We start from the raw sequence: 26,112 nt of genomic DNA, 5'->3' as shown, positions 1-26,112 counted from the left end.
CGGTACCATCAAATGGCAATTTCACATGGCTATGAAGATCTAAAGGCGATGATGAACAGGCTTACCTGATTTACACACGACAAGGCCACCGCATCGCTGCGGTGGCCTATCGTTTGAATTGCCATTCTTCTTTATCGTCACCTGCTCACTGTTTTCTCAGGTGATTTTAACGATCAGGCTTATCCACAGCTTTATGGTTCAAGCTGTGCAGCAATTATTAACAGCTATCTTTTCGAAGAGGTGCGGAGACGTAACTGCACTTGAAGGATAATGACTTAACGCATCTTGAAATTCGGGATTTGAAAAGGCGGTTCTGAAGTCTGCTACAGACTCCCAAACTGCGTAATTAAAGTACACACTACTTTCACCAACCGCTTTATGGAGTTGAGTACTTATATAACCCGGCTGTTTTTTCATCCACAGTGCGTCGCTTCGCCACGCATCAATAAGTGCGCTTTGTTCATCAGGATCAACAGTGAACATATTAACCAGAATAACAGGGCCAGTTTCGACACCGAGCTGTTGCTGTATTGGGAAAGTCGGATCCAGAGGCTTCATATTAACCATTTGCGCAACTCCTTTTGAGTTTATCTATTTTGGTGTTATGTTGTCAATTAATGATAAAGATAAGCCATTTTGACCATATGTTGTCAACTTTTATTTTGAGAAAAACTATGCTGAATGAGCAATGGACTGAATCTGGCAAAGCCGTGACGTCTCTAATACTCGACATATTTCGACTGAATGGTCGTCTCATAATCGCAGGGGACAGGCTCGTCTCTGAATTAGGTTTGACCAGTGCCAGATGGCAGATTCTTGGGTCTATTGCTAACAGCCAACACGCCCAGTCAGTCGCATGGCATGCACGAAGTATGGGAGTTCATCGGCAAGGGATTCAACGCATTGTCAATGAATTGATCAGTGAGGGGATTGTTGAATTCCACCCTAACCCGCGCCACAAACGCGCACACCTCATAGCCATGTCGCAAAAGGGACACAAACTGTTTAAAGCGGCCATAGAGCTGCAAACCCCTTGGATAAATGCGCTTTCAGACGGACTGAAGCCTCAGGACATTGAAATTGCGAAAGATGTGATTGAAAAACTCAAGATACGCCTTGAAAAGGAAATTGAGACATAAACACGAAAAAGGCCACCGTATTGCTACGGTGGCCTATCGTTTCTCTGGTTTGCCTCCAAATTTGGGGAGGGGGAGGAGAGGCAATGTGCATCTAGGGGGGACTGCACAAAAACCAGAGATTCAGGGAACTTTCTTTAACAGCTCTTTTGGAGCGTTCGTTTTGCTTTACTCTATAGGCTACCTGCTGCCCAGAACTTGGTGTACTGCTCGCAGTGAATAACCAATGACTGATAATCTGACAGGTTTACATTCGCTGGAATTTTATATTCCTGTGCACCTTTTTTACTTTTCAGTTCTGCAATGAACAGACCCTCAGCCGCATTGTCATTTTCAATATCGCCAGCCGCAAGTGTGTGCAGGAAAATCTTCAGGTCTGGTGCGCCGCGTGTCTTGAAGTTGTCAGCCAACACAATGTAATTGCCGTCTGCGCGGGTCTCAATTGACCACTTACCTGTCGTTTTCATGGCAACATTAGTAAACGGCTTTGCTAAACCAGCTTCTGCTGCATTTACATTTTCAGCTGCCGCAACACCGATGATCATGCCGAGCATCACAACAAAAGGTTTTAAAAGTTTCATGGTTCCGTTCCTTGCATAAATTAGTCAATTTAAATTCTTTCGCAGCAGCAGTGTTTCCATCAAACAAATGCTCGCTGCATGAACCCTATGTAAGAATGATCTGGTGATATTCCAATCAACCATCAATTACATAAACGTGAGCAGTAGGTGATATAAGTTGCAAGCACAGGGATTACGGCATTAACCGTTTTCAGGGTGCACGAAAATAACTTCGCGGGTCACTTGCCAGCGTTCATCTTCAAACACCAAATCAATGCTTAACGTGATGGTTTGCTCATCTGCCATCAGCTTCACCTTGCGGGTCAGCACGACATGACCTTTTACAGCGTCAGCAGATATGTGATGAAAATCCGCCCATGTATTCAATGGCGGATCGCCGTTATCGCGCTTGGATTGAAACAAACCCTTGAAAGCTTCCTTATTGGCTTCGTTCACGTTGCCGTTCGGGTCAAGCATAACAACCACCAAATCGTTATGATAAATCAGCTCAAGCTGATCAACGTCAAAACTGGTGCCTGCAGCAATCAGTGCATCAATGGCGCCTTTTACTGCCTGCGTATTATCATGCTCATTGTTCATAGCGTTTTCCCTGCATCATCAGTCCAGCGGCCAAAAATATTTCTTGCAGGACGCCTTCGTACCTTGTTGCCAAGCAGATAAGAAATTGGCAGGCACACCGCGCCGACCAGAGCATGGCCATAAAAGTCGCCGTATATGATGTGCCCGACAAGAGCCAAAATCATGTTCAGGAAATAAGCGGCGTAAACCATATCTCTCAGGTCGTTATATCGGTGTGTGATAATAACAGCAGCGCCAATAGCCTTTAGTGCGGCAAGCGGATACACAAGGTATGTTGGGTAACCAAAGGCTTCAAAAAAACCAGCCTGCGTATCGTGGATAACAACATACGACACAGCCGCCCATAACATCAGGAACAAGACGATACCGGTTGAAACCCAATATAACACTTTCAATAATCGCGACATTATGATCACCCTTGTATTTTGTAATGATCGTTATAAAATAGATTTCAATGCATGAGTCAAGGGTTTTGTAATGAACGATACAAAAAAAGTCGGGCGCCCCAAAAAGTTTGATAAAGAACAAGCACTGGACGCAGCCATCAAGGTGTTCTGGAGCAAAGGCTATAACGGCGCATCCATGAAAGACCTGACAACAGGTATGGGTATTAACGGCCCCAGCTTGTATGCAACATTTGGTGACAAACACGCGCTGTACCTGCAAGCGATTGAAGCATACGCAAACGGTGAAGCCTGTGCACCGCTCGATGCATTTGAAAACGAACCAGACATTCATCTGGCAGTTTCTGCTTTTCTGGAGGCATCCATCAGCTATGCGACAAACCACGAAAGCGGCATAAAGGGGTGCTTTGTTGGTTCATGCGTTGCCACAAGTGCTGGAGAAGTGGATGGTGTACAACCGTTATTACACGAAGCCATCACATCAACTGATGCACGTTTGACTGCGCGTTTTGAAGCCGAGAAAGCACAAGGCAACCTACCCCAGGATTTTCCATCTGCAGAACGAGCGCGTTTGATGTTTGACCTGCGACAAGGCTATGTCCTGCGCGCCCGCGCGGGCATAAACCCCGAGGCAATGCGCATTGAATTAAGAACTCGCAGTAATATGGTCTTGATGCACAATTCAAAACAATAGAAGAACGCCCCCGTCACAATGTGGCGGAGGCGTTCTTTATTCAGTGAAGTATACAGCTGCTATTAAGCAAGCGCGGTTTTGAACAAAGCGCTCAGGCGCGACCATGCCTTTTCGGCTTGTGCCTGATTGTAAACCTGACTATCAGGCGGGCACCAACCATGAAGCGTGCCTTCATACACTTCAATCTCGGCAGGAACACCGGCAGCCTTGTATGCCGCAGCCAGCACATTCTTGGCATCCGGGTTGCGCTCGTCATCATTTTCAGCAACAGCATGCAGCACATGCGCTGGTGATGTCGGGATCAGCAGATGCGGGCTGTCTTCACGGTCTGTCACCAAACCACCACCATGGAAAGACGCGGCTGCACCAACCCGGTCTGGCACAGCGCCAGCAGTGCGCATAATCAATGGTCCGCCCATACAGTATCCCATGGTACCAACCTTGCGGTTTGTATCCACACTGTCCTGCGCATCAAGAAACGAGATATACGCACGCGCATCTGACATGCTGGCGTCCTGCGTTAACTTGCGCGCCATACCGATCAGGAACGCGCGTGTGTCCGGATCACGGAAGCTAGCATCAGGACCAACAACAGGTGCCGTAGCATCGCGGTAAAACGGGTTCACGACCAACACGGAATAACCCGCCATCGCAAGACGTTTCCCCATTGCCCGGAACGCAGGGCGCAGACCTTTAATATCTGGCCAAAGCAAAACCGCAGGGTGCTTGCCCGACGTAGGGCGCACATAATAACAGTCAGACACACCGTCCGGCATGTCCACCATCACGTCAGATTCTGTCACAGGTTCCTGACCGAGAGCACTGGCAGGATAAGCCATCGCCATAATAGCCGCCACACTAAGCTTGCTGAAATCACGGCGGTTCAGCGCACCACCACTGCTGCCAAAGCGCTCATTGTCTTTTTCAGTTAATTCATCACACATAATCGCCTCCCAAAAACGACACCATACTGACAGCACCGTCAAAGGGAAATTCACTTGCGCGTTACATGAATGATTAAGCCGCGCGGTAAAAACGCCTGCGTGGTGAATAATTCAGCGCGTAGCCGTCACCACCGTGAAACAGCATAAACAGGTCGTCTTCGCCGTCATAATCGAAGAAGTCAGGATCAACGTGCAGGCTGTATCCGCCGGAAAAACGGAAAGCAAAGCAATCATCTTCCGCGGCGTAATCAACTGCCTCAAGTACTTCTCCGTTTAGCTGCTGCAACACGGCACCTGCCAGCGCATTATCGCTTTCACGGCGCCATAGAATGCGTGCATCGCCTTTTTTCAAGTCCCAGTCACACATGTAAATCCAGAGGTGCCAGTCAAACTGCTGTTCGCCTGTAATAGCGTCAATGCCGCATTGCTCACCAAAATCAATGGTGACATAGCCACCAATGCCGCGGCGCGCACGCGCAACGGGCAAAGGCAATTGTGCCTTAAATTCTTCAAACCGGTCAGTGCCCGTTTTCAGGGCATTCATATATACAATTGCACTCATGATCTTAAATCTTGTTGCTGCATACTATGATAAAGGTGTTTGCAACGGTAGCTTACCACCTTGTTTATAGCATGATTATCCTATTTTAGTCTGTCACTTTTATGACAACAACATCGCTATTTTCCTGTCGCACCAAAGGCTGCCTGTAACACCTCACCACCAGAAACCGTCCGGTGACGGGCACCTATCTGATCAAGCACAGCAAGAAAGCTGCTGTGTCCTGTCTTGATCGAAGGTGCCCGCCACACGGGCTGCGCGCTGTGATCTGCGGGAGACAGATCAGCAACGGAGCTGGGGAGAGCTGCGCGCAGGGGGTTATAGGTACCGGGCATGCGCATAGGCACACCGGAAATGTCCATATCTGCCATGGAATCAAGCCATACATCCATCTTCACACCAGCCACATGCACCTTGTAAGCTGCAGGCACTGCGTCTGCAGTGAATGTGCAACGTGTGTGGTCAGCAGTGTGTTGATAGTGCTGTGTTTGGCCGTACATGGGTCTTTCCCTTTTGTGGCTATATGCCGTTTAGTCAGTTGTGGTTCAAAGTTGTTTTTAATGAGGCCATAAAAAAACCCTCCGGGACTTGGGTCCTGAAGGGTTCTTGATGATCTCGGCGGTGTTTGTTTTACCTTACACCATGATCTCCCCCCTCAGGACGCGCGCTTGCAGGACCACGCGGCGCATAATGTGCGCTGCTGTCATTGCTTGCGGTTTGCATGTCCAAAGGTTGGTCATCGTTAATCCAAGTATCTCAAAATTCTGTTTCTGCACCTGACGGGTGCTGATTGGCTTAAGCATAGGCAGCGTAATTTAAAACTGTCAATCCGCTTTTTTTGAAAAAGTGCAAGCGCTTGAAATATAAGCCTTATGATCAGGCAAGTATCACAAAATGCCTGATCATGTGATTATTATATGTAACGCCTGCTTCTACGACGCCTTCAAACGCGCAAGGAACATGCCGCAACTATCATCCAGCACTTTCATTTGCGCCGTAAGGGCTGTGACGGCCTCAGCCGTTTTGCTGGACACATCGCTCATACGGCCTGATATCGACTCGAGATTACGCACCGCCTGGCTTGCCTCAACAGTGTCACCCGCTGCGGATTGTGCAGACCGTGCAATTTCTTCAGTTGCTGCAGATTGTTCTTCAACTGCTGCGGCAATGCCGTTTGAATTTTCTTCGATCTTACCAACAACTGCGACAATCTTCTTGTTCACATCAACTGCATCGTCTGTAGCTTCGCGAATACCTGCCAGCAAACTACCGATCTCGTCAGTTGCATTTGCTGACTGGTTCGCAAGAGACTTCACCTCGCTTGCCACAACAGCAAACCCCTTACCGGCATCGCCTGCCCGCGCCGCCTCAATGGTAGCATTCAGGGCAAGCAAGTTGGTTTGTTCTGCAATGTCGCCGATCATCTTGAGAACATCATTGATTTTGTCTGCACGGGCAGACAGGTCAACAATACGCTGTTCGGACAATTCTACATAACCACGTGCTTCAGCCACAACTTCTGTGCTCATGCTGACCTGCCGTGCAATTTCAGAAACAGAGGCAGACATTTCTTCCGCGCTTGATGCAACAGTACTTACATTATGTGAAACATTGTCTGTGGCGCCTGTTGCAACAGATGTAGCGCCCGATGTTTCACTTGTCATTTCAGCGAGCGTGTCTGTCTCGGCTGCAAGGCCTGTGTTTACAGCCGTCAGCTCATTGACAGCATCACGCAACATGTTTTCCATGTCAGTGCCAAGAGAGCGCAGATTTTCCGCTGCGCGTTCATCAGCAAGACGCAATTCTTCAGCTTTGGCTTCAGACAAGCTCTGCTTCTCTGCTTCAGCCTGCTTGATAGTCTGCAATGCTTCTTCCGCTTGAGCGCGCGCTGCAGCTGCGCTTTCAGCTTCGCTCATCGCACTTTCAGCCAAAGACTGTGCCTTTGCTTCTGCTTGTGATGCCGCATCAAGTGTGGCGGCAAGTTTAGTTGTTACCCAAAACAACGCCGCCGTTTCCAGCACCACGATAACGGCATGCATTATTACCCGTACCAGATCAGCGCCTTCAGGGAACACCCAAGCTGGCATTATGAAGTTGAACAACAAATGATGAACCGCAATAACCGCTGCCGCAATGATAACAGAACGTGCATCACATAGCGTTGCCAGGAAGGCCAGACTTGCAAAGAAATACATGTGCGCATCAATTTGCCACGGATGCCCCGCAAACACATAAAGCAGAATGGCTGGCATCAACACCGTGCCCGCAGCCGCAAGATGCTGGTGCAATTCCTTGTTGCCTCCTGTCATCATGATAGCCGTCGGACCCGCTGCAACCACAGCTGTTATCAGCGCGGTGCCAAGCAAGCCATCTTGGTCGACAAGGATACCCAAAAGCAAAAAGACAGGAATATGGGCCCACAATGCATACGTAAGATATTTGGCCGCTTCTGAGCGAATGTCACTAAGGGACATCATGATAATTCTCTCCGGAAAGATGCTGGTTTTTGCGTGCCTACACACCCAAAATCACCAGCTGCATTTACAACAACAAGCGCACCAGCTCCGTATAAGTGTCGCACAAATGCAGCACTTACATTTTCTGGTGTCGCGATAATAAAACTGTTCGATGAAACCTGATCAACAACACGCGCAGACGTACCTGCGATCATGCTAAAGGCATATTGATCCGCCGTGGATAGCAAAGCAGAGTGCGCATTTTCGCCTTGCGGTACCACCACAAGCAACCGCTGGGTACCAGTAGGCCACAGCATCAATGCACCAAGGCAAAGAAGCACTGTCACACAATAGAGAACCAAAATGGGGGTCGTCTTCAGCACACCGAATTCCTACACACTGGCTCCGTTATGGAGTCGCAGCAAACTTGGCATTCAATATCGCGCTATAAGCTTGTTATTTGGTTAACAACTATTAAGTGTTAGGTATTATTGGACTATAAAACGCACGAAGCTGAAAGTATGTAATCAGGTAACGGTGCGCCTGCGCTGCAAACGCCCGTCAATCACCAGCAGCCCTGCAAAAATGGCTACCATACCAAGCATATGATGAACGCTCAGGCTTTCACCCAAAAACAATACGCCCAGCAGAATAGCAAACGGTGGAATAGTCAGCGTAACGAGCGAAGCGTTCGTTGCACCAGCCACGGCTATCAGGCGAAAATAAAGTGCATACGCCACTGATGAACACAGCAAACCCAGCACAAGCAAAACAACCCATGTTTGCATGCTGATGGCAAGGGTCCATGGTTGATCAAATATGCTGACAATAGGCAGCGCAATGAGTGCAGCACCTGTAGATTGCCCCCAAGCCAGTGTGAGCGGTGGCAAACCCAACCGCGAAAAATGGCGCCCCACGAGCGCGGCCACCGCATATGAACACGCCGCACCAAGCACTGCAAACTTCCCGAGCGTGCCACCAGTCGCCAAATCAAAACCATCACCACCAACAATCAGGGCCACCCCGATCACACCGATGCTTACCCCGAGCACCTTTGGCAAGGTTGCGCGTTCATCAACTGTGAAGAAGTGCGCAAGAAAAACCACGAACAAAGGCATGGTCGCATTCAGGATTGATGCCACAGAAGCACTCAGTTCCGTCTGGCTCCAGACCAGCAACGAAAACGGCACCACATTGTTAAGCAGCCCAAGCACAAAAAATGCCGTCCATAAATGCCGCCATGAAACACTACCTGAAGGCACGTTGTTTTCAGCTACGGTTGCCCCGGATGTGGAACCACCTGTTACCTTCACCATCAGGTAAAGCCCCGCAGCACCAATGGTGACACGTGCAGCCATAATGGAAAACGGCGGCACCTCAACAAGCGCAAGCTCGACCAACAGAAATGACAGGGCCCAAATGATGGAAACAGCAAGCAGTATCATCCAGCTTTGCTTGGTCATTGTTTGGTTCATGTGGGTTTTCCTCATCTGCGGCGAAGCGGATCCATACCGCACTGGAAAGTACCATAATCAAAGCCAGATAAAACGCACGCCGTTTCCGGCTACGGTATGCTTACACAATCATTCTATAAACAATGGGTTATTTTTTATAAGTAAATACAGATGCATGATTACAATTATCAAAATAATAAATAAGAAGGATCCATAATCATGAATGATTTGAAGCCTCATCTGCTGCGTTTCCCGATGATATTTACTATCGTCACAATTTTAGCCTGCCTCGGTATTTTTTATCTAGAAGACACTTTAGGTATTACTGGCACAATCGCGCAGGAGATGCTGCACAGCAGTGTGCAAACGCTACTAGCGGCGGCAATAATTATCGCTATGATAAAGCTTGACTGGCTCAGTAAATCGGGGCTGACCACACCAATGAAGAACTGGCACCCTATGTGGTGGCTTGCAACACTCCCGATGGCATTAATTGGTGTAGTTAACGCACTGTCGATCGATTGGGCGAACCTAACTTTTGACATCACAAGTATCGCTGCATGGTTCTTTAACAACATTTCAACAGGCATATTTGAGGAAACATTACTCCGCGGTTTTTGTTTCTGCCTATTGCTTACAGCGTGGCAACACAAGCCGAATGCATTATTAAAGGCCGCTATCGCACAAGCCGTTTTATTTGGAATTGCCCACCTCACTAACCTTCAGGACGGTGTTGGTGCAGATATTTACCCGCAGGTGATATATGCCACGCTACTCGGGATTGGCTTTGCAGGAATTGTGACATTCACCAAGAGCCTGTGGCCTGCGATTATAGTGCATACGGTGATTAATGCGCTGGGTGATGTGAACAATTTTTTCGTTGCTGATTACATCCGCACGCCGCCACAAGCCAGCAACTATATTGGAGCGATTATTATCATTTTTGTTGTATCGACCCTGCCCGGCCTTTTCATGCTGCGTAAGGCTGCCAAGCAAAACTGACTTGCTCATTATGTCAGCAAGTAGGGACTGCAAAAGAAAGCCATATAAGGCCCGCGCGCTCGATGGATGGGGGTGAGCGCGCGGGACGCCAAATCGGTAAGACTTCAAACGGGGATCCGAAGCTCAAGGGCCGATTTAGCTTTTGTAACGGCAAGCAAAGTCACCGTTAACAGCTAGCAAACAAGATGGATGGTATGCAAAAAAAGCGAAAACAATATCAGGCTAAAAGCATGCGCATGCTACTCGGAACGGACTAACGCAAACTCTCTAATCATCATTGCTTTGTCTCTGTCTGCGGTAGGGGTCGGGGGTGCAGACATCGAAATTTTCTTTGCTCATCTCCTTTGCTGGCGCTGTTTCGTCGTTTCAGTTTGGCAAACGGTTCAATAATTGCCGATGTTTATTCATATAGTTATTTTTACGCTGCAGAGAAGCGTTTTACCGCCTGTTTTGACCGATCTAGCGGCATCGTGAAATGAAGGCGAAATTTGTTCACTAAGTCTCACAGTAATGTGACCAACACCCCTTAATGCCTTACCCATCAATTAACCGCGCCGTGGCAACGTCTGGCCGCAAAAATCATCACTTCAATCACCATCATGACAATAAAGGTTTTGTAATAACGTAACAATACAAAAAACACTCATTGACCTAATCGCTGCACATGCTTAATCAGTGCGTGGGGGTACGAGAGCTGCCACGCAGCAAAGTACAAACAGGGTATGGGTCGCGAACAAATCTTCTGCCACGTGCAGATGAACGATCGTAGTATGCATTAACTAGTTGGGCAAAATATGCGACAGCAGGACACAGTTGAGAAAACGCACGATATCAAGATGCGAAAAAATACTCACAACAATCTTTTGCACAGTATTCAACGCAATACTGCGTTGATGGCTACGTTAGCTACAGCCTTTACATTCGCGGTACCAGCGAGCAACGCCGCAAGCGAGATTGTCGTTGAAGAAATCATCGTTGCCCAGGAAGAATACAGCGCGCCGGAAACTCAAGAAGGCATTCAAGGTTACGATGATGAAGGCTTGTTTCAAATAAACGAAGAAACCGGCACAATTAGCTATGACGTAAAATATTTCGACAAATTCGCGCCGCAAAACGCACTTGAAATGGTGCGACGCATCCCCGGCTTTAGCCTTAATGGCGGCAGCGACGCGCGCGGCTTTGGTGGCACAGCTGGTAATGTGCTGCTCGACGGTGCACGCCCCGTATCTAAAAACGGCCTTCAGGATGTGCTGCGCCGTATTCCCGCAACACAGGTTAAGCTTATTGAAGTAACACGCGGCGGTGTAGGGGCAAGCCAAACAGCCGGCCAAACGGTTGTTGCAAATGTCGTTCGCCTTGAAGGCGCAAGCACAGGCACAGCGCGCGTTGGTTTAGAACGCAGTCCAAACGGTGCACTGCGCCCACGTTTTGAGTTTACATACGCAACAACCCTTGACGGCTGGGAAACCAGTTCGCGTTTATCAACAGGTACATGGTCTAACCCGCGTAACGCCATATTCCGCGATTTTGATGTCGACGGTAACCTGACCTCTACCACAACAGAATTTCGCCTGAATGGCGGTGAATGGGCATGGTACACCGGCGAAGCCAGCAAAAACCTGTTTGGTGGGCGTCTGGTTGTTAACACACGCTTTGGCGGTGGCCGTCCGGGCAACGTGTTCACACGTGAAATTTTTGAAGGTCGCGAGCCAGACGGTCGCCCTGACGAGTTTGTGACGATTGATCAACCAAACAGTGACCATGCCTTTGAGCTGGGCGCGGATTGGTCAACAACCACTGCCAAACAATGGAATATTCGCCTACTTAGCTTAACAGCATTTGAATCGCGTACGAACCCGAGCTTGTTCATCGAAGAAAATAATCGCAGAGAGCAAACCTTCCTTGAGGACTCGTTGAGAGAGCGAGACACCATCGAAACCATATTGCGTACAACGGTTGGTAAAGGCGGCGCGGGCAGACTAAAGCCGGAGTTTGGCGCCGAGCTTGCTTACAATCAATTGGTCAGCACGCTTGATCTGTTCGAGGAAGACGAAAACGGCCCCGTTGATATTGACGTACCGTCAGCTAATGCGAAGGTTGCTGAAATACGCGGTGAAGTCTTCACTAATCTTGTGTGGCAAGCTGGCGAGAAACTTACACTGGATGGTGGCTTAACATGGGAAATTTCTCGGTTGCGCGTGACCGGTGATGCCAATTCCACGCAAACGTTTAAGTTTTTCAAACCAACCTTAACGGCCACATATAATGTGCGCGACAATCTACAATTTCAATTGCAGGGCGTTCGTCAAATTGGCCAGCTGGATTTTGATGACTTTGCTGCATCCAATGATGTAGCGGTGGAGCGTGTGCTTGCAGGTAACCCGGAACTGAGGCCAGATCGTACGTGGCGTGCAACAACCCGCATTGATTGGCAATTTAGCCAGCGCGGCTCTTTGAATCTGCGCGGTTTTGTGCTCAAGCGTCAGGATCTACTTGAACAGGTCATTCTACCATCTGGTGGTTCAGGACGCGGCAATGCCGGCTCTGCAAACATCGCGGGCTTTGACGTGGAAGCAAACCTGCCGCTTGATTTTGCCCTGCCCGGTGGTTTGCTGGAGCTTACTTTCCGCCGCCGCCGGACAACATTCTTTGACCCTATCATCAATGCTGATCGCAACATCAGTGACCGCAACCTACGCAAACTGGACTTCCGCTTTCGCCAGGATATTACTGAACATCGTGTTGCATGGGGCGTAAGTCTTGAAGGCCGTTTTGACGAACCAAACTTTTTCGTTGAAGAAGTAAACACTTTTAGCGGCAATGACCGGTTTACGTTCTTCGTGGAAACAACACGCTGGTTCGGTGTTAAGACCCGGCTAGAGGTTGAAAACTTCAACGGCGCACGCTTTACAAGCCAGCGTAATTTCTTCGAGCCAGACAGAGGCGGCGAACCAGACGGCTCGCAGACACGCAGGTTCCGGCGCGGCGCTAACATTATTCTTGAGGTTACAAGCCAGTTTTAACTGCGCTGAAATAACGGTCCGCTTGTAAAATTATTACTAGTCATAAAATGATAGGAATTGTTGCATGAACTTTGTTGTGCTCACGCTAACTTTGGGGGTGTTGTCAATCAATGCCATTTTCACACAAGCTATTGCTGCTGAGCCCTTGGTAGCCGAGCCTGTTGCAACACCTGTTATTGTGGAAGTTGGTCAGAAGTATACCTTGCACTCGCAAATTCTTGGTGAAGAACGACAAGTTTTGGTTCGCTTGCCTGAAAGCTATAATGCCGCCGATACTGATGTCCGGTATCCAGTAATTTACTTACTTGATGGTGACAGGCATTTCACACATGGAAGCATTGGTGCAGAAGTACTGGAACAACGGGACCGCATGCCCGAAAGTATCATAGTAGCGCTGCCAAATAACCACGGCACTAGAGAGCGTGACTTAGCCCGACAACCAGAGAACTTCCGCCGCTTTATGAGCGAAGAGCTTTTTACTTTCATTGATACTAAATATCGCACCAGCGGCCATAAAACTCTGTTTGGCCATTCATTGGCTGGATACTTCACGCTTAGTATCATGGTCGATCATAATGAGATGTTTGATAATTATATCACTGCAAGCCCGGCAGTGCATGTGCGTGATGGTGAACTTGTTGGAAAATTTGAGCAGCTATTTGCATCTAACCCTACGATTTCCAGTACATTATTTTTGACACTAACGGAAATGGCCGAAGAAGGCAGGGAAGTAACACAAGTATTGAACCGACTGATTGCGTTGTTTGATAGGTCGGCGCCTGAATCATTTAAGTGGCGCTACAATTTTATTGATGCACAGGTGCATATTACCACACCCTATCTAACAATTTACCAAGGGTTCTCTCATGCTTTCTCCGACTTTCAGGCTCCGAGTTACATTGACATTCAATCCTTCGAAAGTGCCGGTGGCATTGCCGCACTAGATGCCTTTTTTGCGGAGCGCGCCATAAAATACGGCGCAGAAGAAGGCATGCCTCAAACAACACTGCGGCAAATAGCTTATCTCTATAGTGAGGAAGGAATGCACACGCAGGCCCTCGCCTTGTTTAACAAGAATGCCCAAACATATCCTACCCGCCCTCGCGTCTATAATAGTCTTGGTGATGGTTATGCCGCAGCCGGTCAGTTGGAAGACGCCCAAAAAGCTTACCAAAACGCAGTAAACCTTGCTGCAGAGCAAGGTGATGAGGATGTTGATTGGTTCAGCCGCAACTTGCGGCGTAACGAGACAAGAATGGCTCAAGAGTAACTTTTTCATTCTCGAATAAAATGCCCCAAATCCGCTGATTCTGATGCGGCGCCGCCATATGGCTTGAGATTGCGAGCCAGTTCTAAGTTTGCATTCAGGTTCCCTATAACCAATTGTGATTAAAAAAAGATAGCCAAAAGCAGCCTATAGTTGTTAATCATTTGTGTGGGTGTCGTAACAGGTAATAATTATTAAAAGCATGAGGTTGCGGTGTGACACCCCGTAAAGTTGTTCTTCTTCTGATTTTAGTTGCTGGCATTTCATCTTGCAGCATAAGGCCAACTGAATATGCACTTGATGATGCACCGTCGCATCATACAACGCGTGGCTTTAAAAACATTCATGTTGAAGACCCGAACAAAACCTTCTTCAGCTTCCTGCGCATGCGTATGTTTGGTGGTGTTCAGTGGGCAGACCACACAGCAACGGCAAACCTTGTTCCATACCAGATGCTTGATCTGGACAAAGTGCGCAAACCAGCGGCTGCGCCGCAAATCAGCTGGCTTGGACACTCCACATTTTTAATCCAGTATCAGGGTATAAACATCCTGACAGATCCTATTTTTAGTGATCGCGCATCGGCTCTTGGTTTTACGGGCCCAAAACGCTATACGCCGCATACAGTAGATTATACCGAGTTGCCACCTATTGACTATGTGGTGATCAGTCATAACCATTATGATCATCTTAATGACACAGCCATTCGCGTGCTTGGCAGCAACCCCAAATACCTTATACCGCTGGGCCTGAAAGAATGGTTGATGAATGAGGGCGTCAGCGAAACCAGCATCAGCGAGCTTGATTGGTGGCAACAGGCGAACCCAAGTTTTACTCGCGGGCTTACCCACGCTCTACAAATTGAAGCACAACCATCACAACACTGGTCAGCACGCGGCATATTTGACCGCCGCAAGACATTATGGGCCAGCTGGCACATCAACTTTGGTGATCTGAGCATATGGTTTGCGGGCGACACCGGATACAACCCTATACAGTTCAAGGAAATTGGCGAGAAGAACGGCCCTGTCGATTTAGCCTTGATCCCGATCGGTGCCTACGATCCGCGCGATTTCATGCAGACATATCATGTAGACCCGGACGAAGCTGTGGAGATTCATAAAGACCTGAAAGCACGCAAATCCATCGGCATGCATTGGGGAACTTATCCACTAACTGCAGAAGAACCGATGGACCCTATCCAGCGGCTGCGTCAGGCACGCGTACGTGAAGATATTTCGCCCAGCGAATTTGGTACCATGAAATTGGGCGCAACAATGGTTTTACACAACCCAATGAGTAGTAAAAAGGTCGAATAAGAGCGGTATAACAATGGTCAGCTTACTATTTGTGAAACACCATAAGCGATGAGTGTAACAGCAACAGCGAGCAACATCCACCCGGGGTGTTTGCCGCGCGTGCCCCAAAAGTTTCCAACAGCACCAAATGTATAAAACGCACCCACAAACGCCGCTGTGGTTAGTATTACAAGGCTGCTTGCATACAATGTCACAGCAATAAGCGCCGCACCGCCCAGGAACCAGCACAATGTGCTAAAATGCAGCAGAAACGGCACAAGCCTATGCGTTGTTTCAGGCAATCTAATCGTTGAAAGAATTGGCGGTATCATCTTTTTTTGCATGATGACACCGTGGAAAACAGCCACAAAACAACCGACACACCCTGCAGCCACAAAGGCCCATTCATAGCTTGTCATATCTCTTCCCCTTAGGAACAGATAATAGCAAACATGGTTGATGCAAAACAGGGCCGCGACATTTCACCCCGAAATGATGGATTAGCTTACGCCAACGCTTGCCGTACTTTTGGCATAATACGGCGGCTAACAGGCACCTGTACGCCGCCAGCAAGCGTTAATGTTCCGGTACCGGAACGGTCACGGCTAAGTGCCTCAACAAACTTCACATTGATCAGGTGCGATCTGTGCACACGCAGAAACGTGACCGGCAGCTCACTTTCCATGTCATTCAGTGTTGCCGCATATAAAACTGTACGACCATCAACCAGAATAATTTCAGCGTAGCCATCAGCACTTTGACAGTGGAGAATTTCACTGGTGGCGATGCGCTCCATCTTGCCAGCACTTTTAATATTTATCTCGCTTGCTGTGCCGCGTTCCTGCGCATCAGCCAGCGCAAGATCCAGCTGGTTCGCGCGCGCTTCTTCAACACGGCGTTGGCGCGCCTCTTCTGCTAGCGTTATTGCCTGCTCGATGAAGATAAGCAGTAAAAAGAAGGCAACAAGGAAGAAGAAAAGCGTATCCAGAAACAGACCGCGAAAAGCAAAAATTGCAGCGACAAAAACAAACACTATAGCAAAGTACAGGAAGGCACGGCGTCTTCCCATAAAGCCCCACCGCGCAGAAGCAATCATCGCCGCCAACAAGGGCAACGTCATGCCAACTAGCGCCTTGTAATCAAATCCGGGCATATAAATAAGCGCCAGGGTACACAAGGCCGCCAATCCTGCAACAACCTTAAGGGCTACATTCGCTGCATAAATGCGAAAGATATGGAACGCAACACTCAGGCCAAATCCGGATGAAAACAATGCAATAGATAACAAGCGAATATCATGCACAGGATACAGGTAAGGCCAGAGGCCACGCAGTGCTTCCGCCACCAACTGTGCTGCGGCAAATAAGCAAATGGAACTCAATATACAGAACCGAACACGCGGCGTAGATATCACACCCATGGTACCAAAATACAGCGCGCCCATCACAAACAAACCCAGCATCAACAACGCCGGGATATACTGCGGCAACGATCCGTTTGCATACACCCCAGCAGGCCCAATTACGATGCCGTGTACAGGCCATGCCAGCGTAATAAAGCCATGATGCGATGAGGCACGCAGCACCACTTCATTGTCACCTACATTGAATAGATCTTGCGGTGGATAAAACTGCGCATCCATCACGCCCGCTATTTCCGATGCAGCGCTATCGCCCGGCATGCCGTTCCGGCCAACAAACTGACCGTTCAGGTAAACTTCGCTCGACATCTTACCCGAAATATACAGCGAAAGCGGCTCACCGCTCGTCCCTCGATCAGTATCCAGAGTAACAAAGGTACGTACCCATATAAGCGTGTTTTGTGGATCAATTTCTTGCGGCGTTACCGACTTACAATCGTCGCCCATAAAGTCCGGCGGTGTTTCATCTGCCATGCTGGCAGGACATACAGTGATGCGGTCCCAATCAAGGCCGTATAGCTTCGGCCCTTGCGCCCAAGCGAGCGGCGCAACGGAAAAGACCATGTAAACAAAGCAGAAAACACGAAGCGACAAGAAATTCATGAGGTACCATACAACTGTAAAAAGATACCGTCTATCTCCGTTTAACGGAAAAACACAGCCGTTTACTTAATTTCGCGTGTGGCGCGCAAGGTCCGTTCCTAAGTTTGTTTCATCAACAAAAACGAAGAAACTTAAAAACAAAAGAAAGAACAGACCATGACAAAATTAGCCAGCCTGATGCCGCCCACTCTAATACCGCTCAGTATCGCTTGTGCTTTAACGGCTCAGGCCACGGCACAGGAAACCAGCATGGCACATAAGGGCGAGACAGCGATAACCTTTGAAGCGAGGTCCGGTGAAACGGTTGACGCCTACGAGGGCTCATTCACAGTCCCTGAAAACAGGCAAGCTGATGCCAGTCGTATGCTAACCCTTAAGTATGTGCGCTTCCCCGCTACTGGTAAGGCGAAGGGCACACCAACCATTTATCTGGCAGGCGGCCCGGGTGGTTCCGGTATTAACGCAGCGAAACATCAACGCTTCCCTTTGTTTATGGCTATGCGTGAGTTCGGCGATGTCATCGCATTTGACCAGCGCGGTACTGGTGTGTCCAACGACCTGCCCGAGTGCCGGACATCGCAAACCATCAGCACCACCACCCCGATAAGCGATGAAGATTATGTCACGGCACACAGGGCAGCGTTGCAGGAATGTCTGGATTTCCTGAAAAATGAAGGCATCGACCCACATGGTTATACCACCAACGAAAGCGTGGCTGACCTGAATGATCTGCGCCAGCACTTAAGCGCGGAAAAGATTAACCTGTGGGGCATATCGTATGGCTCCCACCTGTCACTTGCTGCACTGAAACAGATCGATGACCACCTGAACCGGGTCGTGATTATGGCCATTGAAGGGCTGGACCAAACGGTTAAACAGCCCGCAAGAGCAGACCAGTATTTTGACCGCCTGCAAGCCGCCATCAACACGGTGCCGGAGGCCAAAGCAAAGTTCCCTGACGTGAAAGCACTCATCAAACGGGTGCTCGACAGGCTGGAAGCCGAACCCTTGATGCTATCGGTGCCAACGCGCAGCGGTGAGACTGTGCCGTATCTATTGCAAAAACGCACAATGCAGCAGTTTACTTCTGCACTTGTTGCAGACCCAACCCGCGCAGCGATCATCCTGAATGTGTATGCCGCACTGGATGCAGGCATCACCGAGCCACTGGTTGGCTTGATGCAGCGCGCTGTTGACCCAACCGATGACGCCATTTCGTTTCCGGTAATGCATATCTTGATGGATGTTGCTTCTGGCTCTAGTCAGCAGCGCCGTGACATGCTTGCCACGCAAGCAAAAACGTCATTGCTCGGGTTGCAAACAAATATGTCAGCAATCCTCGAAACGGTAGATCCATCACTTGACCTGGGTGAGACCTTTCGCGCACCGCCAGTGTCTGATGTGCCTGTACTATTATTATCCGGCACGCTAGATGGGCGCACTTATCCAGAAAGCGCACAGGAAGCAACTGTGGGCCTATCCAACCGTGAAACCGTAATGATCAAATACGGCGGGCATAATTCCTTTATGTTAACCCCCAAGGTGACAAAAACCATTCAGGCGTTTATGCGCGGACAAACCGTCGACGGACGCACCATCACGGTCGAGCTGCCAGACTTTACAAGCTTTCCAGGGAGGTAATACTACCGCTAAAAATACCGCGCGCCGGCACCTGAAAAGGCTGGCGTGCGCACCCGTTTAAGGCTCGCTCTAATCATTATCTTTTACCCACCAGTCATGCATTGCTTCAAACACATCCGTCAAATTAAGGGCACGCTGTGTTGCGGTGTATTCCACACGAGGTGGCACTTCCGGATACACTTTGCGGTGCACCAGGCCGTCCCGCTCCAGCGCACGCAGTTGCTGCGTCAACATGGTTTGGGTTACACCGTCAATCATTTTACGCAGTTCATTAAAACGCTTCGTGCCCTGAAAGATGAGAATCTGCAAAATGATCAGCTTCCACTTGCCACCAATAAGCTTGGCGATGTCTGGCATGGGACAGTTCCACTCTTCAACCACCGGAATATCGCTTGTATCTTTCATTTTTATTAATCCATAACCTATTGATTTTACACATTAGTATGAAAAACAATACTATATACGAAAATACTGCCTTCTTGTGAAACAATACTAAAATCGTATTTTTGCTGCTGGGTCAATGCTTTCACAGAGCAGCCCATCAAAACCAAGTCACGACAACCGTTAAGCAACAAAGGCATACTAATGACAATAACAGTATATAGCGTCAGCGGCGCACCCCGTGGGTGGCGCGTTCTTTTGGGCCTTACATTCAAAGGCCTGAATTATGAGACAAAGTATCTGGAGGCATCAAAGGGCGAACACAAGTCTGAACCATTTTTAACCCTGAACCCACGCGGTACAGTTCCCGTTTTAGTACAGGATGATTTTATCTTGCGCGATTCACTCGGCATCCTTGCCTGGCTGGATAGTGCCTACCCTGAAAAACCACTTTTTGGCCGCACCCTTTCCGAGACAGCAAACGTGTGGCAAATCACACTTGAATGCTGTGACTACCTGCGTGCTGCAATCAATGACCTGCTCGCCCCCATATTGGTGAGGGGTGAAGCACTACCCGAAGCAGGTACACCAGAACGCCTTGCATGGGAAACAGCGGCAGCGGCTTACCACAAGGAATGTAACTACCTTGAAAACCTGTTAGCCAAAAACCCGTTTCTGGCGAGTGATGTACCCAGCGCAGCAGATGCTGTCGCATTCCCGGAAGTTCGGCTCATTGAGCGCGCCGTGGACACAAAACCTGACATCATGAAAGCGCTAGGTCTGCATGATACAGACGATACATACCCTCGCATCGCCGCGTGGAAAAAACAAATTAGCGCCCTGCCGGGTTTTGACAGCACCCTGCCACGCCACTGGTAACAGGCAATGGAAAATAAGGAAAAACCATGAATGATTATAATAAAACCATTGCCACAACAGCTGATGCGAAAACTGCTTATGCTGCCCTCACCACAGGCTATCAGCACTGGTGGACAAAACCGGATAGACCGCTTCAAAAAGTTGGTGACCGCGCAAAGTTTACTTTCCCGCCCGGCATATCTTTCTGGACATTTGAAGCAATGAAGCTTGAACTCAATAAGCATATTGAACTCAGGTGTGTTGTTGCAATGCATGTTCATGAAGGCAAAGCCAAAGAGATCGAAACGGAATGGCTGGACACGCGGGTTATCTGGAGCATTGAGGAAAAAAACGGCGTTACAAATATAACGCTTCACCACATTGGCCTCACACCGGACTTGCTGTGTTTTGACATATGCACAGCAGGGTGGGATTTCTTCTTTACGGAAAGTTTGAAGGCCTATCTGGATACAGGCACCGGCACCCCGCACAAAGCTGCGTAGAATAAACATGACCTCTGTGCCAAATGCAGCGCAGAGGTCGAAGGTGGCTTAACTACTCGCCTTCCCAGCTCAGTGCTGCGTATTCAGGGAATGTCAGTTCTTCATCCATGCCTTCCGCGCACTACCTGTATCTTATGTGCTTGCAGCAGCTCGGGTTTATGGTTCTTCAACAAACGCATAACATGTATCAAGCCCACACCACACCGCGGTCTGCGTGTTCTCTGTATCCTCTATCACCATAGGCGCTTGCATTATGCCCTTCATTGTATTCCCGATTAGACTGTGCCGCACGATTAAAAGCTTTTCTACTGAAACGCTTTTTGGGAGGGCTGCAAACATTCTTTTTCTGCGATATCTCTGGTTTTGTAACAGTAACTTCAACAACATTTGGATCAGGCGTTCCAGGTCGGATTACCGGAGCATTTGGGTCAATAACACCTATTACCTTCCCTGTAGATTTATTAATCATAACTCGAACGGTCTGGCCTGGGTTCAAAAGCTCTCTAACTTGATCTGTAATTGCATTTATGTCGTCCATAGTCCCATTGCTAAGCTCGTTAATAAACTTAGCCCAATCCTGCGCACCTTGAAGCAATGCACCAACGTCCGGGTTGGAGGAACGTGGCGCGCCTTTTGTGGAGGAAACCTTACCAGGTCGGCTAGATCTACCTTGTCCTGTTGGCCCCACTTTCGTTTGACCGCGTATCAACTTGCCGCGCTCCATGTTTCGGCTTAATTGCCTGACATGGTTCTGCTGTTTTCTGGAAAGGCGCCGGTTCATTGGCTTGACTCCGGAGCAGCTATAACCTTGATTTCTATATGCATGTTACCAATCCACTCTCGATTGATAGCATTCCATGTAGAAGTTTTAGGAAGTTTCACTTCCCATTCGCCAACAGGATTAATATTGAAGTAAGCATCTGTTTCACCGTCAAGCACGGTATGCAGGTTAATATTAGTATACAATTCAAGCGGATGGCCTTGAAGCTCTATCGCGTAACCGTTAGACAGTTTTTGAGAAGGTGGTTTTAATATACACGAGATCATTTCAGACCGGGGAGGTCTCTTTTTCTTTGGGCCAAGCTGAGACGAAACAAACGCTCTTAAGCCTACAGAAAGCAACCGAATATTCTTAAAGTGCGCGAACAATTCCTCAGGGATTGTAAACTCTAACGTTCCGGCATTACGCTGCGCCCCAAACGTGCTGGCATCGCTGTCTATTAATGCAGGGCAGTCATTAAAAGCATACTTATATCTCTCTGATATCGGCAATTTAAAATTGAGTACCTGCTGCATACTCATTTCTTTTTCAAGCTCAGCCACCACCTCATTATACCATGTGTTCAATCTATGAAGCAGATCAGCGCCAGCATCAGGCACAGGAAGCTTAATATCAAATATTGTGTCTATACCAACGGCAATTGCCAAACTCTTGGCAAGTAGCTTTTTAAATTCCCCGACAAATACCTGTTTTTCTTTTTTATAACGTTCAGGGTAATTAAGTGGGCTGCCTTGTCTTGTTGCTTGTTCACGGAGTGATCGCTGCAGCTGTTTTTTTATCCGTATTTCTTCTTCGGTTACCTTTAATCTCGCTTCAGTATCAGATAGCGCACCAGCGACGGATGCAGCTTCGCCCTGTGCATGCTCACCTTCCATAACCAGCTTCGTTTGTTGATTGATTTTTCCTGAAGTATATGCCAGCGCTTTCGGAGAATTCAGATAAGATAAATGTTCTTCAAGAGCTTTTACTTTTTGCTTTTCTTGCGATTGTGATATCGCAAAACTTACAGCCTTTTCTGCCATTACAAGTGCGCTTTGATGTACACTAAGGCATGTATTCAAGTGCCCAAACACTTCTTCAAGTAATAGGTCTACTTCAAATGGATTGAAAGATTGGGATAGCACATTTGCTTCATCATATAGTGAGACACTATCATCTAGTTGTGGCAGCGTAAGTTCACTTTCATCTAAAACATCACTGATATTGTGGTAAGCATCCGCAATTAACTGCTTCGTATTCTCAGGCATTATCTTCCCCTTACAACCCGTTCACTATTCACTCCAGACTATTTAGCATTTCACGAACCTGTGCATGGGTTTAGGTACACAGGTATCACTCAAATAAAATAAGTTAAATTAATAGAATACGTATCCACTGATCACTTCGTGGTATTACTCGCCTTCCCAGCTTAAGCCAGGGTATTCAGGGAATGTCAGTTCTTCATCAATGCCTTCTGCCGCCAGTGTTTCGGCAGAAGCACGCAGGGCAAGCAGGTCATCGGTAAGCTGGTAACGGAAACCGCGCACTTCACCCCACAGCTTTTCAAATCCGTCAGGATATTTGCCCGGTCCCATCGCAAGCTGCGGGCCGATCAGGTCATAACCAGTAACAAGGCGCTGTGCCTGTGCTGCCTCAAAGGCATCAATCTTTGCATAATATGCTTGCAACAACGGCGAAACATCACCTTCAGGGGCGCGTGCCTTAACGGCCTCTTCCGCGAAATAACTACGCGTGTCGCCGTAGCTAATACTGTCAGCATTGCGCCAAATATGCATGGTTTTGCTGTTCTTCAGCGCGCCTGTTTCAGGGTCAACAATCATCACCGTAGGTGTTGCATAAATGGACGGCATACCAAACCGCTGGTTAACCGCACGCGCACTGTCCAGATAGCCCACATCAACATACAAGGTCTCGTAACTGTCGTTTACAACAGATGCAATTGTTGGGTCGGCAAAACGCCGTGCAAGGCCGCGGCTGTCGTGGCACCAAGTAGCCCCCATCACAATCAGTACAAGCTTGTCATTTTCCTTGGCGCGCGCCAAGGCTGCATCCACATCTGCCATCACATTTTCTGAAGGCACATATGGGCTTGCAAGTTCGCTGTCATCAGCACGGCCCGACACAGCAACAACCAACACCAGCAAAGCGCCAACCACATTTAATTGCAAAAACTTAAGCACAACAAATCCCCATTTGATTATTTGCGCTCACGGTAAAGAAATTGACGCTCAAGTGCAACCAGATCAAAAGTATGTAAACACTTATCAAAAATGGCATTCGACAATCTGTTCCTGACAACGCATATTAGTCGTATATATTGATCGCAAGACTGCGCCGTATTACCGCCCTAAAGCTGCGTACGATATATGATGTAAAATGATACAAAACGGACAGAAAACCGCTCGTGAATAACCGCTTTATCAAAACTGTACCTCTATGCCTGCTTTCCTGTTTGATCGCCCTTTCAGGGGTACTTGCACAAGACATTCCTGTGTATGGTTACACGGTCGTGAACACGTACCCACATGACCCAAACGCATTTACACAAGGGTTGTTTTTTCGCGATGATACCCTGTATGAAAGCACAGGCCAACGCGGACAGTCCACCATTCGCAAGGTCGCACTTGAAACCGGCGAAGTATTGCAGCGACAGAACTTTCCCGCCGGCGTGTTCGGTGAAGGCATTATTGACTGGGAAGACAAGCTGATCGGCCTGTCGTGGAAGCGCCAAACCGGCTATGTGTGGAACATTGATAGTTTCCGTATGAAACGCAAATTTGGCTACCCCGGCGAAGGATGGGGCCTAACCAAAAACGACACGCACCTGATCATGAGTGACGGTACACCTACACTGAAATTTCTAAACCCTGAAACCTACAAGGAAGCGCACAGTATTTTCGTGACCGCTAATGGTCAGCCCGTGCGTAATCTGAACGAACTTGAGTGGGTTACCACCGGCGGCAAAAGCGAGATCTTCGCCAACGTATGGCAAACCGATGCTATCGCCCGCATTGACCCCGAGACCGGCAACGTAACCGGCTGGATTGACATGCGCGGCCTGCTCGCTAAAGCTGGCTCGATAACTGGCAGGCCTGATGTGCTGAACGGCATTGCTGTAAACAGTGAAGGACGCCTGTTTGTGACCGGCAAAAACTGGGCGCACCTGTTTGAAATTGAACTGACGCAGCGCAGGTAAAACGAGACGAAGGACAAAACTATGCATGGTCTTATCGCCAAGATAACCGCTCAGGAAGGTGAGCGCGACGCACTGATCGATATTTTGCTGGCAGGTACACAAAACATGCCTGGCTGTATAAGCTATGTGATCGCGCGCGATCAGGCGGATGATGCCGTGATCTGGATCACCGAAGTTTGGGAAAACAAGCAAGCACACGTCGCATCTCACAGCCTGCCCCAAGTGCAGGATTCCGTTGCCAAAGGTCGTCCGTTGATTGCACAAATGGCTATGACCGCAGTAACCGAACCTGCCAACAAATAGAAGTTAAGACTGGCCACATGTTATCTATGCCACTTGGTCATATAGGCATTGAAATTGAAAAACGTTTTTCAATCATTTGTTAACCGCATTGTTCTAAAAACATCATCCTGACGATTGGGGGTGCACTACCATGCATGGGGTCATTGTAAAAATAACTGCAAAACATGAAAAGCGTGATGAGCTAGCGGCTATCCTTCAGGCAGGCACCAGAAACCTTCCTGGTTGCATCAGTTTTGTTATCGCCAAAGACATGTTCGAGCCAGAGCTGTTGTGGATCACCGAAGTTTGGGAAAACAAGCAAGCACACGAAGCAAGTGTTACCAGCCAGGCTGTGCGCGACAACATCGCCAAAGCACGCAAAATCATGGAAAATATGTCCATTGTAACCGCGACCGAACCCTACTGTATTTAATCTGCACCGGGTTGGCATCCTTGCACGCCTGCTTTATGCTTCTGGGGTAATTTTAGGGGAGCAAAGTCAATGATCTGGATTGCATTACTGCGCGGCATTAACGTTGGCGGCAACAACATCCTGCCTATGGCAGACTTGCGCGATTTGCTGGCAGGCCTTGGATATACTGACCCCAAAACATACATTCAGAGCGGCAACTGTGTGTTTGGTGCATCTGGTGATGCAACAAGCATCAGCAATGCAATTTCAGGCGCTATTGATAAACAATTTGGCTTTGCACCTTCTGTTTTGATGTTATCTGCTGATGAACTAAGTGCCGCACTTGATGCCAATCCATACAAAGACGCCGACAATGCCTTAAAGACGGTACATCTGTTTTTCATAAGCGAGCCGGGCGCAGTGATTGACACAGACCGCATGAATGACCTCAAAGCAGACAGTGAGCATTTCACCGCCTCATCCGGCGTACTGTACCTTCATGCACCAGACGGTGTTGGTCGATCCAAACTCGTTGCCAAAATTGATAGCTGCATCAACGCACCAATAACCGCACGCAACCTGAATTCCGCGACCAAAATCCTCGCACTTGCAAAGACACAATAAATTCGGGCAAAACA

The 26,112-nt window shown here is 48.5% G+C and carries 29 protein-coding genes; 13 read left to right on the top strand and 16 right to left on the bottom strand.

The genetic code is table 11. The features are described from left to right. Positions 1–198: 198 nt before the first annotated feature. On the bottom strand, positions 199–567 hold the full coding sequence (locus tag OEU88_RS07045) for an antibiotic biosynthesis monooxygenase family protein (RefSeq protein WP_262694435.1): 369 nt from the start codon (positions 565–567) through the stop codon (positions 199–201). 107 nt (positions 568–674) lie between these two features. On the opposite strand from OEU88_RS07045, the gene OEU88_RS07040 reads away from it, so the two are divergent. Continuing rightward, a complete protein-coding gene (locus OEU88_RS07040) occupies positions 675–1,139 on the top strand; it encodes a MarR family winged helix-turn-helix transcriptional regulator (protein WP_262694434.1) in 465 nt (154 codons plus the stop codon). A gap of 170 nt (positions 1,140–1,309) precedes the next feature. Here the strand turns inward: OEU88_RS07040 and OEU88_RS07035 are convergent, their stop codons facing one another. The 3 genes from OEU88_RS07035 to OEU88_RS07025 all read right to left on the bottom strand — a co-directional run bounded on the left by OEU88_RS07035 (position 1,310) and on the right by OEU88_RS07025 (position 2,703). After that, positions 1,310–1,717 (bottom strand): DM13 domain-containing protein, encoded by a 408-nt coding sequence (locus OEU88_RS07035; protein WP_262694433.1) that lies wholly within the window; start codon positions 1,715–1,717, stop codon positions 1,310–1,312. A gap of 180 nt (positions 1,718–1,897) precedes the next feature. Beyond that, on the bottom strand, positions 1,898–2,296 hold the full coding sequence (locus OEU88_RS07030; protein WP_262694432.1) for a hypothetical protein: 399 nt from the start codon (positions 2,294–2,296) through the stop codon (positions 1,898–1,900). Continuing rightward, on the bottom strand, positions 2,293–2,703 hold the full coding sequence (locus OEU88_RS07025) for a DoxX family protein (protein ID WP_262694431.1): 411 nt from the start codon (positions 2,701–2,703) through the stop codon (positions 2,293–2,295). Before OEU88_RS07025 ends, OEU88_RS07030 begins: the two co-directional genes overlap by 4 nt. A gap of 70 nt (positions 2,704–2,773) precedes the next feature. On the opposite strand from OEU88_RS07025, the gene OEU88_RS07020 reads away from it, so the two are divergent. Beyond that, positions 2,774–3,394 (top strand): TetR/AcrR family transcriptional regulator, encoded by a 621-nt coding sequence (locus tag OEU88_RS07020; RefSeq protein WP_262694430.1) that lies wholly within the window; start codon positions 2,774–2,776, stop codon positions 3,392–3,394. 62 nt (positions 3,395–3,456) lie between these two features. Here OEU88_RS07020 and OEU88_RS07015 read toward each other — a convergent pair whose 3' ends face one another. The 6 genes from OEU88_RS07015 to OEU88_RS06990 form a co-directional block, all read right to left on the bottom strand. Then, entirely contained in the window at positions 3,457–4,338 is an 882-nt protein-coding gene (locus tag OEU88_RS07015; protein WP_262694429.1) for a dienelactone hydrolase family protein, read from the bottom strand. A 73-nt stretch (positions 4,339–4,411) separates the two neighbouring features. Further along, a complete protein-coding gene (locus OEU88_RS07010) occupies positions 4,412–4,900 on the bottom strand; it encodes a hypothetical protein (protein ID WP_262694428.1) in 489 nt (162 codons plus the stop codon). Between the two features lie 116 nt (positions 4,901–5,016). After that, positions 5,017–5,397, bottom strand: a complete 381-nt coding sequence (locus OEU88_RS07005; protein WP_262694427.1) for a hypothetical protein — start codon at positions 5,395–5,397, stop codon at positions 5,017–5,019. Between the two features lie 432 nt (positions 5,398–5,829). After that, complete coding sequence (locus OEU88_RS07000) at positions 5,830–7,374, bottom strand: methyl-accepting chemotaxis protein (RefSeq protein WP_262694426.1); 1,545 nt, start codon at positions 7,372–7,374, stop codon at positions 5,830–5,832. Then, the gene (locus tag OEU88_RS06995; RefSeq protein WP_262694425.1) at positions 7,371–7,736 is read right to left on the bottom strand and encodes a hypothetical protein; all 366 of its coding nucleotides are present in this window, start codon (positions 7,734–7,736) and stop codon (positions 7,371–7,373) included. The genes OEU88_RS07000 and OEU88_RS06995 overlap by 4 nt, the downstream gene beginning before the upstream one ends. A 144-nt stretch (positions 7,737–7,880) precedes the next feature. Then, entirely contained in the window at positions 7,881–8,828 is a 948-nt protein-coding gene (locus OEU88_RS06990) for a DMT family transporter (protein ID WP_262694424.1), read from the bottom strand. Between the two features lie 198 nt (positions 8,829–9,026). On the opposite strand from OEU88_RS06990, the gene OEU88_RS06985 reads away from it, so the two are divergent. From OEU88_RS06985 to OEU88_RS06970, 4 genes are all read left to right on the top strand, one after another. Next, positions 9,027–9,809 carry a CPBP family intramembrane glutamic endopeptidase gene (locus OEU88_RS06985; protein WP_262694423.1) on the top strand — a complete coding sequence of 261 codons (783 nt, stop codon included), beginning with the start codon at positions 9,027–9,029 and terminating at the stop codon, positions 9,807–9,809. A 794-nt stretch (positions 9,810–10,603) separates the two neighbouring features. Beyond that, complete coding sequence (locus tag OEU88_RS06980; RefSeq protein WP_262694422.1) at positions 10,604–12,832, top strand: TonB-dependent receptor plug domain-containing protein; 2,229 nt, start codon at positions 10,604–10,606, stop codon at positions 12,830–12,832. 64 nt (positions 12,833–12,896) lie between these two features. After that, the gene (locus OEU88_RS06975; protein ID WP_262694421.1) at positions 12,897–14,102 is read left to right on the top strand and encodes an alpha/beta hydrolase-fold protein; all 1,206 of its coding nucleotides are present in this window, start codon (positions 12,897–12,899) and stop codon (positions 14,100–14,102) included. A gap of 212 nt (positions 14,103–14,314) precedes the next feature. After that, positions 14,315–15,418: an MBL fold metallo-hydrolase gene (locus OEU88_RS06970; RefSeq protein WP_262694420.1), complete on the top strand. Its 1,104-nt coding sequence runs from the start codon at positions 14,315–14,317 to the stop codon at positions 15,416–15,418. Positions 15,419–15,435: 17 nt separating this feature from the next. Here the strand turns inward: OEU88_RS06970 and OEU88_RS06965 are convergent, their stop codons facing one another. Both OEU88_RS06965 and OEU88_RS06960 read right to left on the bottom strand, forming a co-directional pair. Then, positions 15,436–15,816: a hypothetical protein gene (locus tag OEU88_RS06965; protein ID WP_262694419.1), complete on the bottom strand. Its 381-nt coding sequence runs from the start codon at positions 15,814–15,816 to the stop codon at positions 15,436–15,438. 86 nt (positions 15,817–15,902) lie between these two features. After that, positions 15,903–17,420, bottom strand: a complete 1,518-nt coding sequence (locus OEU88_RS06960; RefSeq protein ID WP_262694418.1) for a LytR/AlgR family response regulator transcription factor — start codon at positions 17,418–17,420, stop codon at positions 15,903–15,905. A 156-nt stretch (positions 17,421–17,576) separates the two neighbouring features. Here OEU88_RS06960 and OEU88_RS06955 point away from each other — a divergent pair, with 156 nt between their 5' ends. Next, entirely contained in the window at positions 17,577–19,061 is a 1,485-nt protein-coding gene (locus OEU88_RS06955) for an alpha/beta hydrolase (protein WP_262694417.1), read from the top strand. 69 nt (positions 19,062–19,130) lie between these two features. Here OEU88_RS06955 and OEU88_RS06950 read toward each other — a convergent pair whose 3' ends face one another. After that, the gene (locus OEU88_RS06950; RefSeq protein WP_262694416.1) at positions 19,131–19,466 is read right to left on the bottom strand and encodes a winged helix-turn-helix transcriptional regulator; all 336 of its coding nucleotides are present in this window, start codon (positions 19,464–19,466) and stop codon (positions 19,131–19,133) included. A 180-nt stretch (positions 19,467–19,646) separates the two neighbouring features. Here OEU88_RS06950 and OEU88_RS06945 point away from each other — a divergent pair, with 180 nt between their 5' ends. Together OEU88_RS06945 and OEU88_RS06940 are read left to right on the top strand one after the other, a co-directional pair. After that, complete coding sequence (locus OEU88_RS06945; RefSeq protein ID WP_262694415.1) at positions 19,647–20,321, top strand: glutathione S-transferase family protein; 675 nt, start codon at positions 19,647–19,649, stop codon at positions 20,319–20,321. 26 nt (positions 20,322–20,347) lie between these two features. Beyond that, positions 20,348–20,803 (top strand): SRPBCC family protein, encoded by a 456-nt coding sequence (locus OEU88_RS06940; RefSeq protein WP_262694414.1) that lies wholly within the window; start codon positions 20,348–20,350, stop codon positions 20,801–20,803. Between the two features lie 187 nt (positions 20,804–20,990). Here the strand turns inward: OEU88_RS06940 and OEU88_RS06935 are convergent, their stop codons facing one another. From OEU88_RS06935 to OEU88_RS06925, 3 genes are all read right to left on the bottom strand, one after another. Further along, a complete protein-coding gene (locus OEU88_RS06935; RefSeq protein ID WP_262694412.1) occupies positions 20,991–21,584 on the bottom strand; it encodes a hypothetical protein in 594 nt (197 codons plus the stop codon). Continuing rightward, on the bottom strand, positions 21,581–22,831 hold the full coding sequence (locus OEU88_RS06930) for a hypothetical protein (RefSeq protein WP_262694411.1): 1,251 nt from the start codon (positions 22,829–22,831) through the stop codon (positions 21,581–21,583). The genes OEU88_RS06935 and OEU88_RS06930 overlap by 4 nt, the downstream gene beginning before the upstream one ends. Positions 22,832–22,975: 144 nt before the next feature. After that, a complete protein-coding gene (locus OEU88_RS06925) occupies positions 22,976–23,764 on the bottom strand; it encodes a thioredoxin family protein (RefSeq protein WP_262694410.1) in 789 nt (262 codons plus the stop codon). Positions 23,765–23,988: 224 nt separating this feature from the next. On the opposite strand from OEU88_RS06925, the gene OEU88_RS06920 reads away from it, so the two are divergent. The 4 genes from OEU88_RS06920 (at position 23,989) to OEU88_RS06905 (ending at position 26,098) form a co-directional block, all read left to right on the top strand. Next, the gene (locus OEU88_RS06920; RefSeq protein ID WP_262694409.1) at positions 23,989–24,780 is read left to right on the top strand and encodes a glutaminyl-peptide cyclotransferase; all 792 of its coding nucleotides are present in this window, start codon (positions 23,989–23,991) and stop codon (positions 24,778–24,780) included. 21 nt (positions 24,781–24,801) lie between these two features. After that, positions 24,802–25,083, top strand: a complete 282-nt coding sequence (locus tag OEU88_RS06915) for a putative quinol monooxygenase (protein WP_262694408.1) — start codon at positions 24,802–24,804, stop codon at positions 25,081–25,083. A 130-nt stretch (positions 25,084–25,213) separates the two neighbouring features. Beyond that, positions 25,214–25,495 (top strand): putative quinol monooxygenase, encoded by a 282-nt coding sequence (locus tag OEU88_RS06910; RefSeq protein ID WP_262694407.1) that lies wholly within the window; start codon positions 25,214–25,216, stop codon positions 25,493–25,495. Positions 25,496–25,564: 69 nt separating this feature from the next. After that, complete coding sequence (locus OEU88_RS06905; RefSeq protein WP_262694406.1) at positions 25,565–26,098, top strand: DUF1697 domain-containing protein; 534 nt, start codon at positions 25,565–25,567, stop codon at positions 26,096–26,098. Positions 26,099–26,112: the final 14 nt, after the last annotated feature.

Origin of the sequence: Kordiimonas aquimaris (genome assembly GCF_025574485.1) — a bacterium.
Classification (GTDB): Bacteria; Pseudomonadota; Alphaproteobacteria; order Sphingomonadales; family Kordiimonadaceae; genus Kordiimonas; species Kordiimonas aquimaris.
The sequence above is the reverse complement of the archived record's forward strand: the minus strand, read 5'-3'. Positions and strand labels throughout refer to the sequence as shown.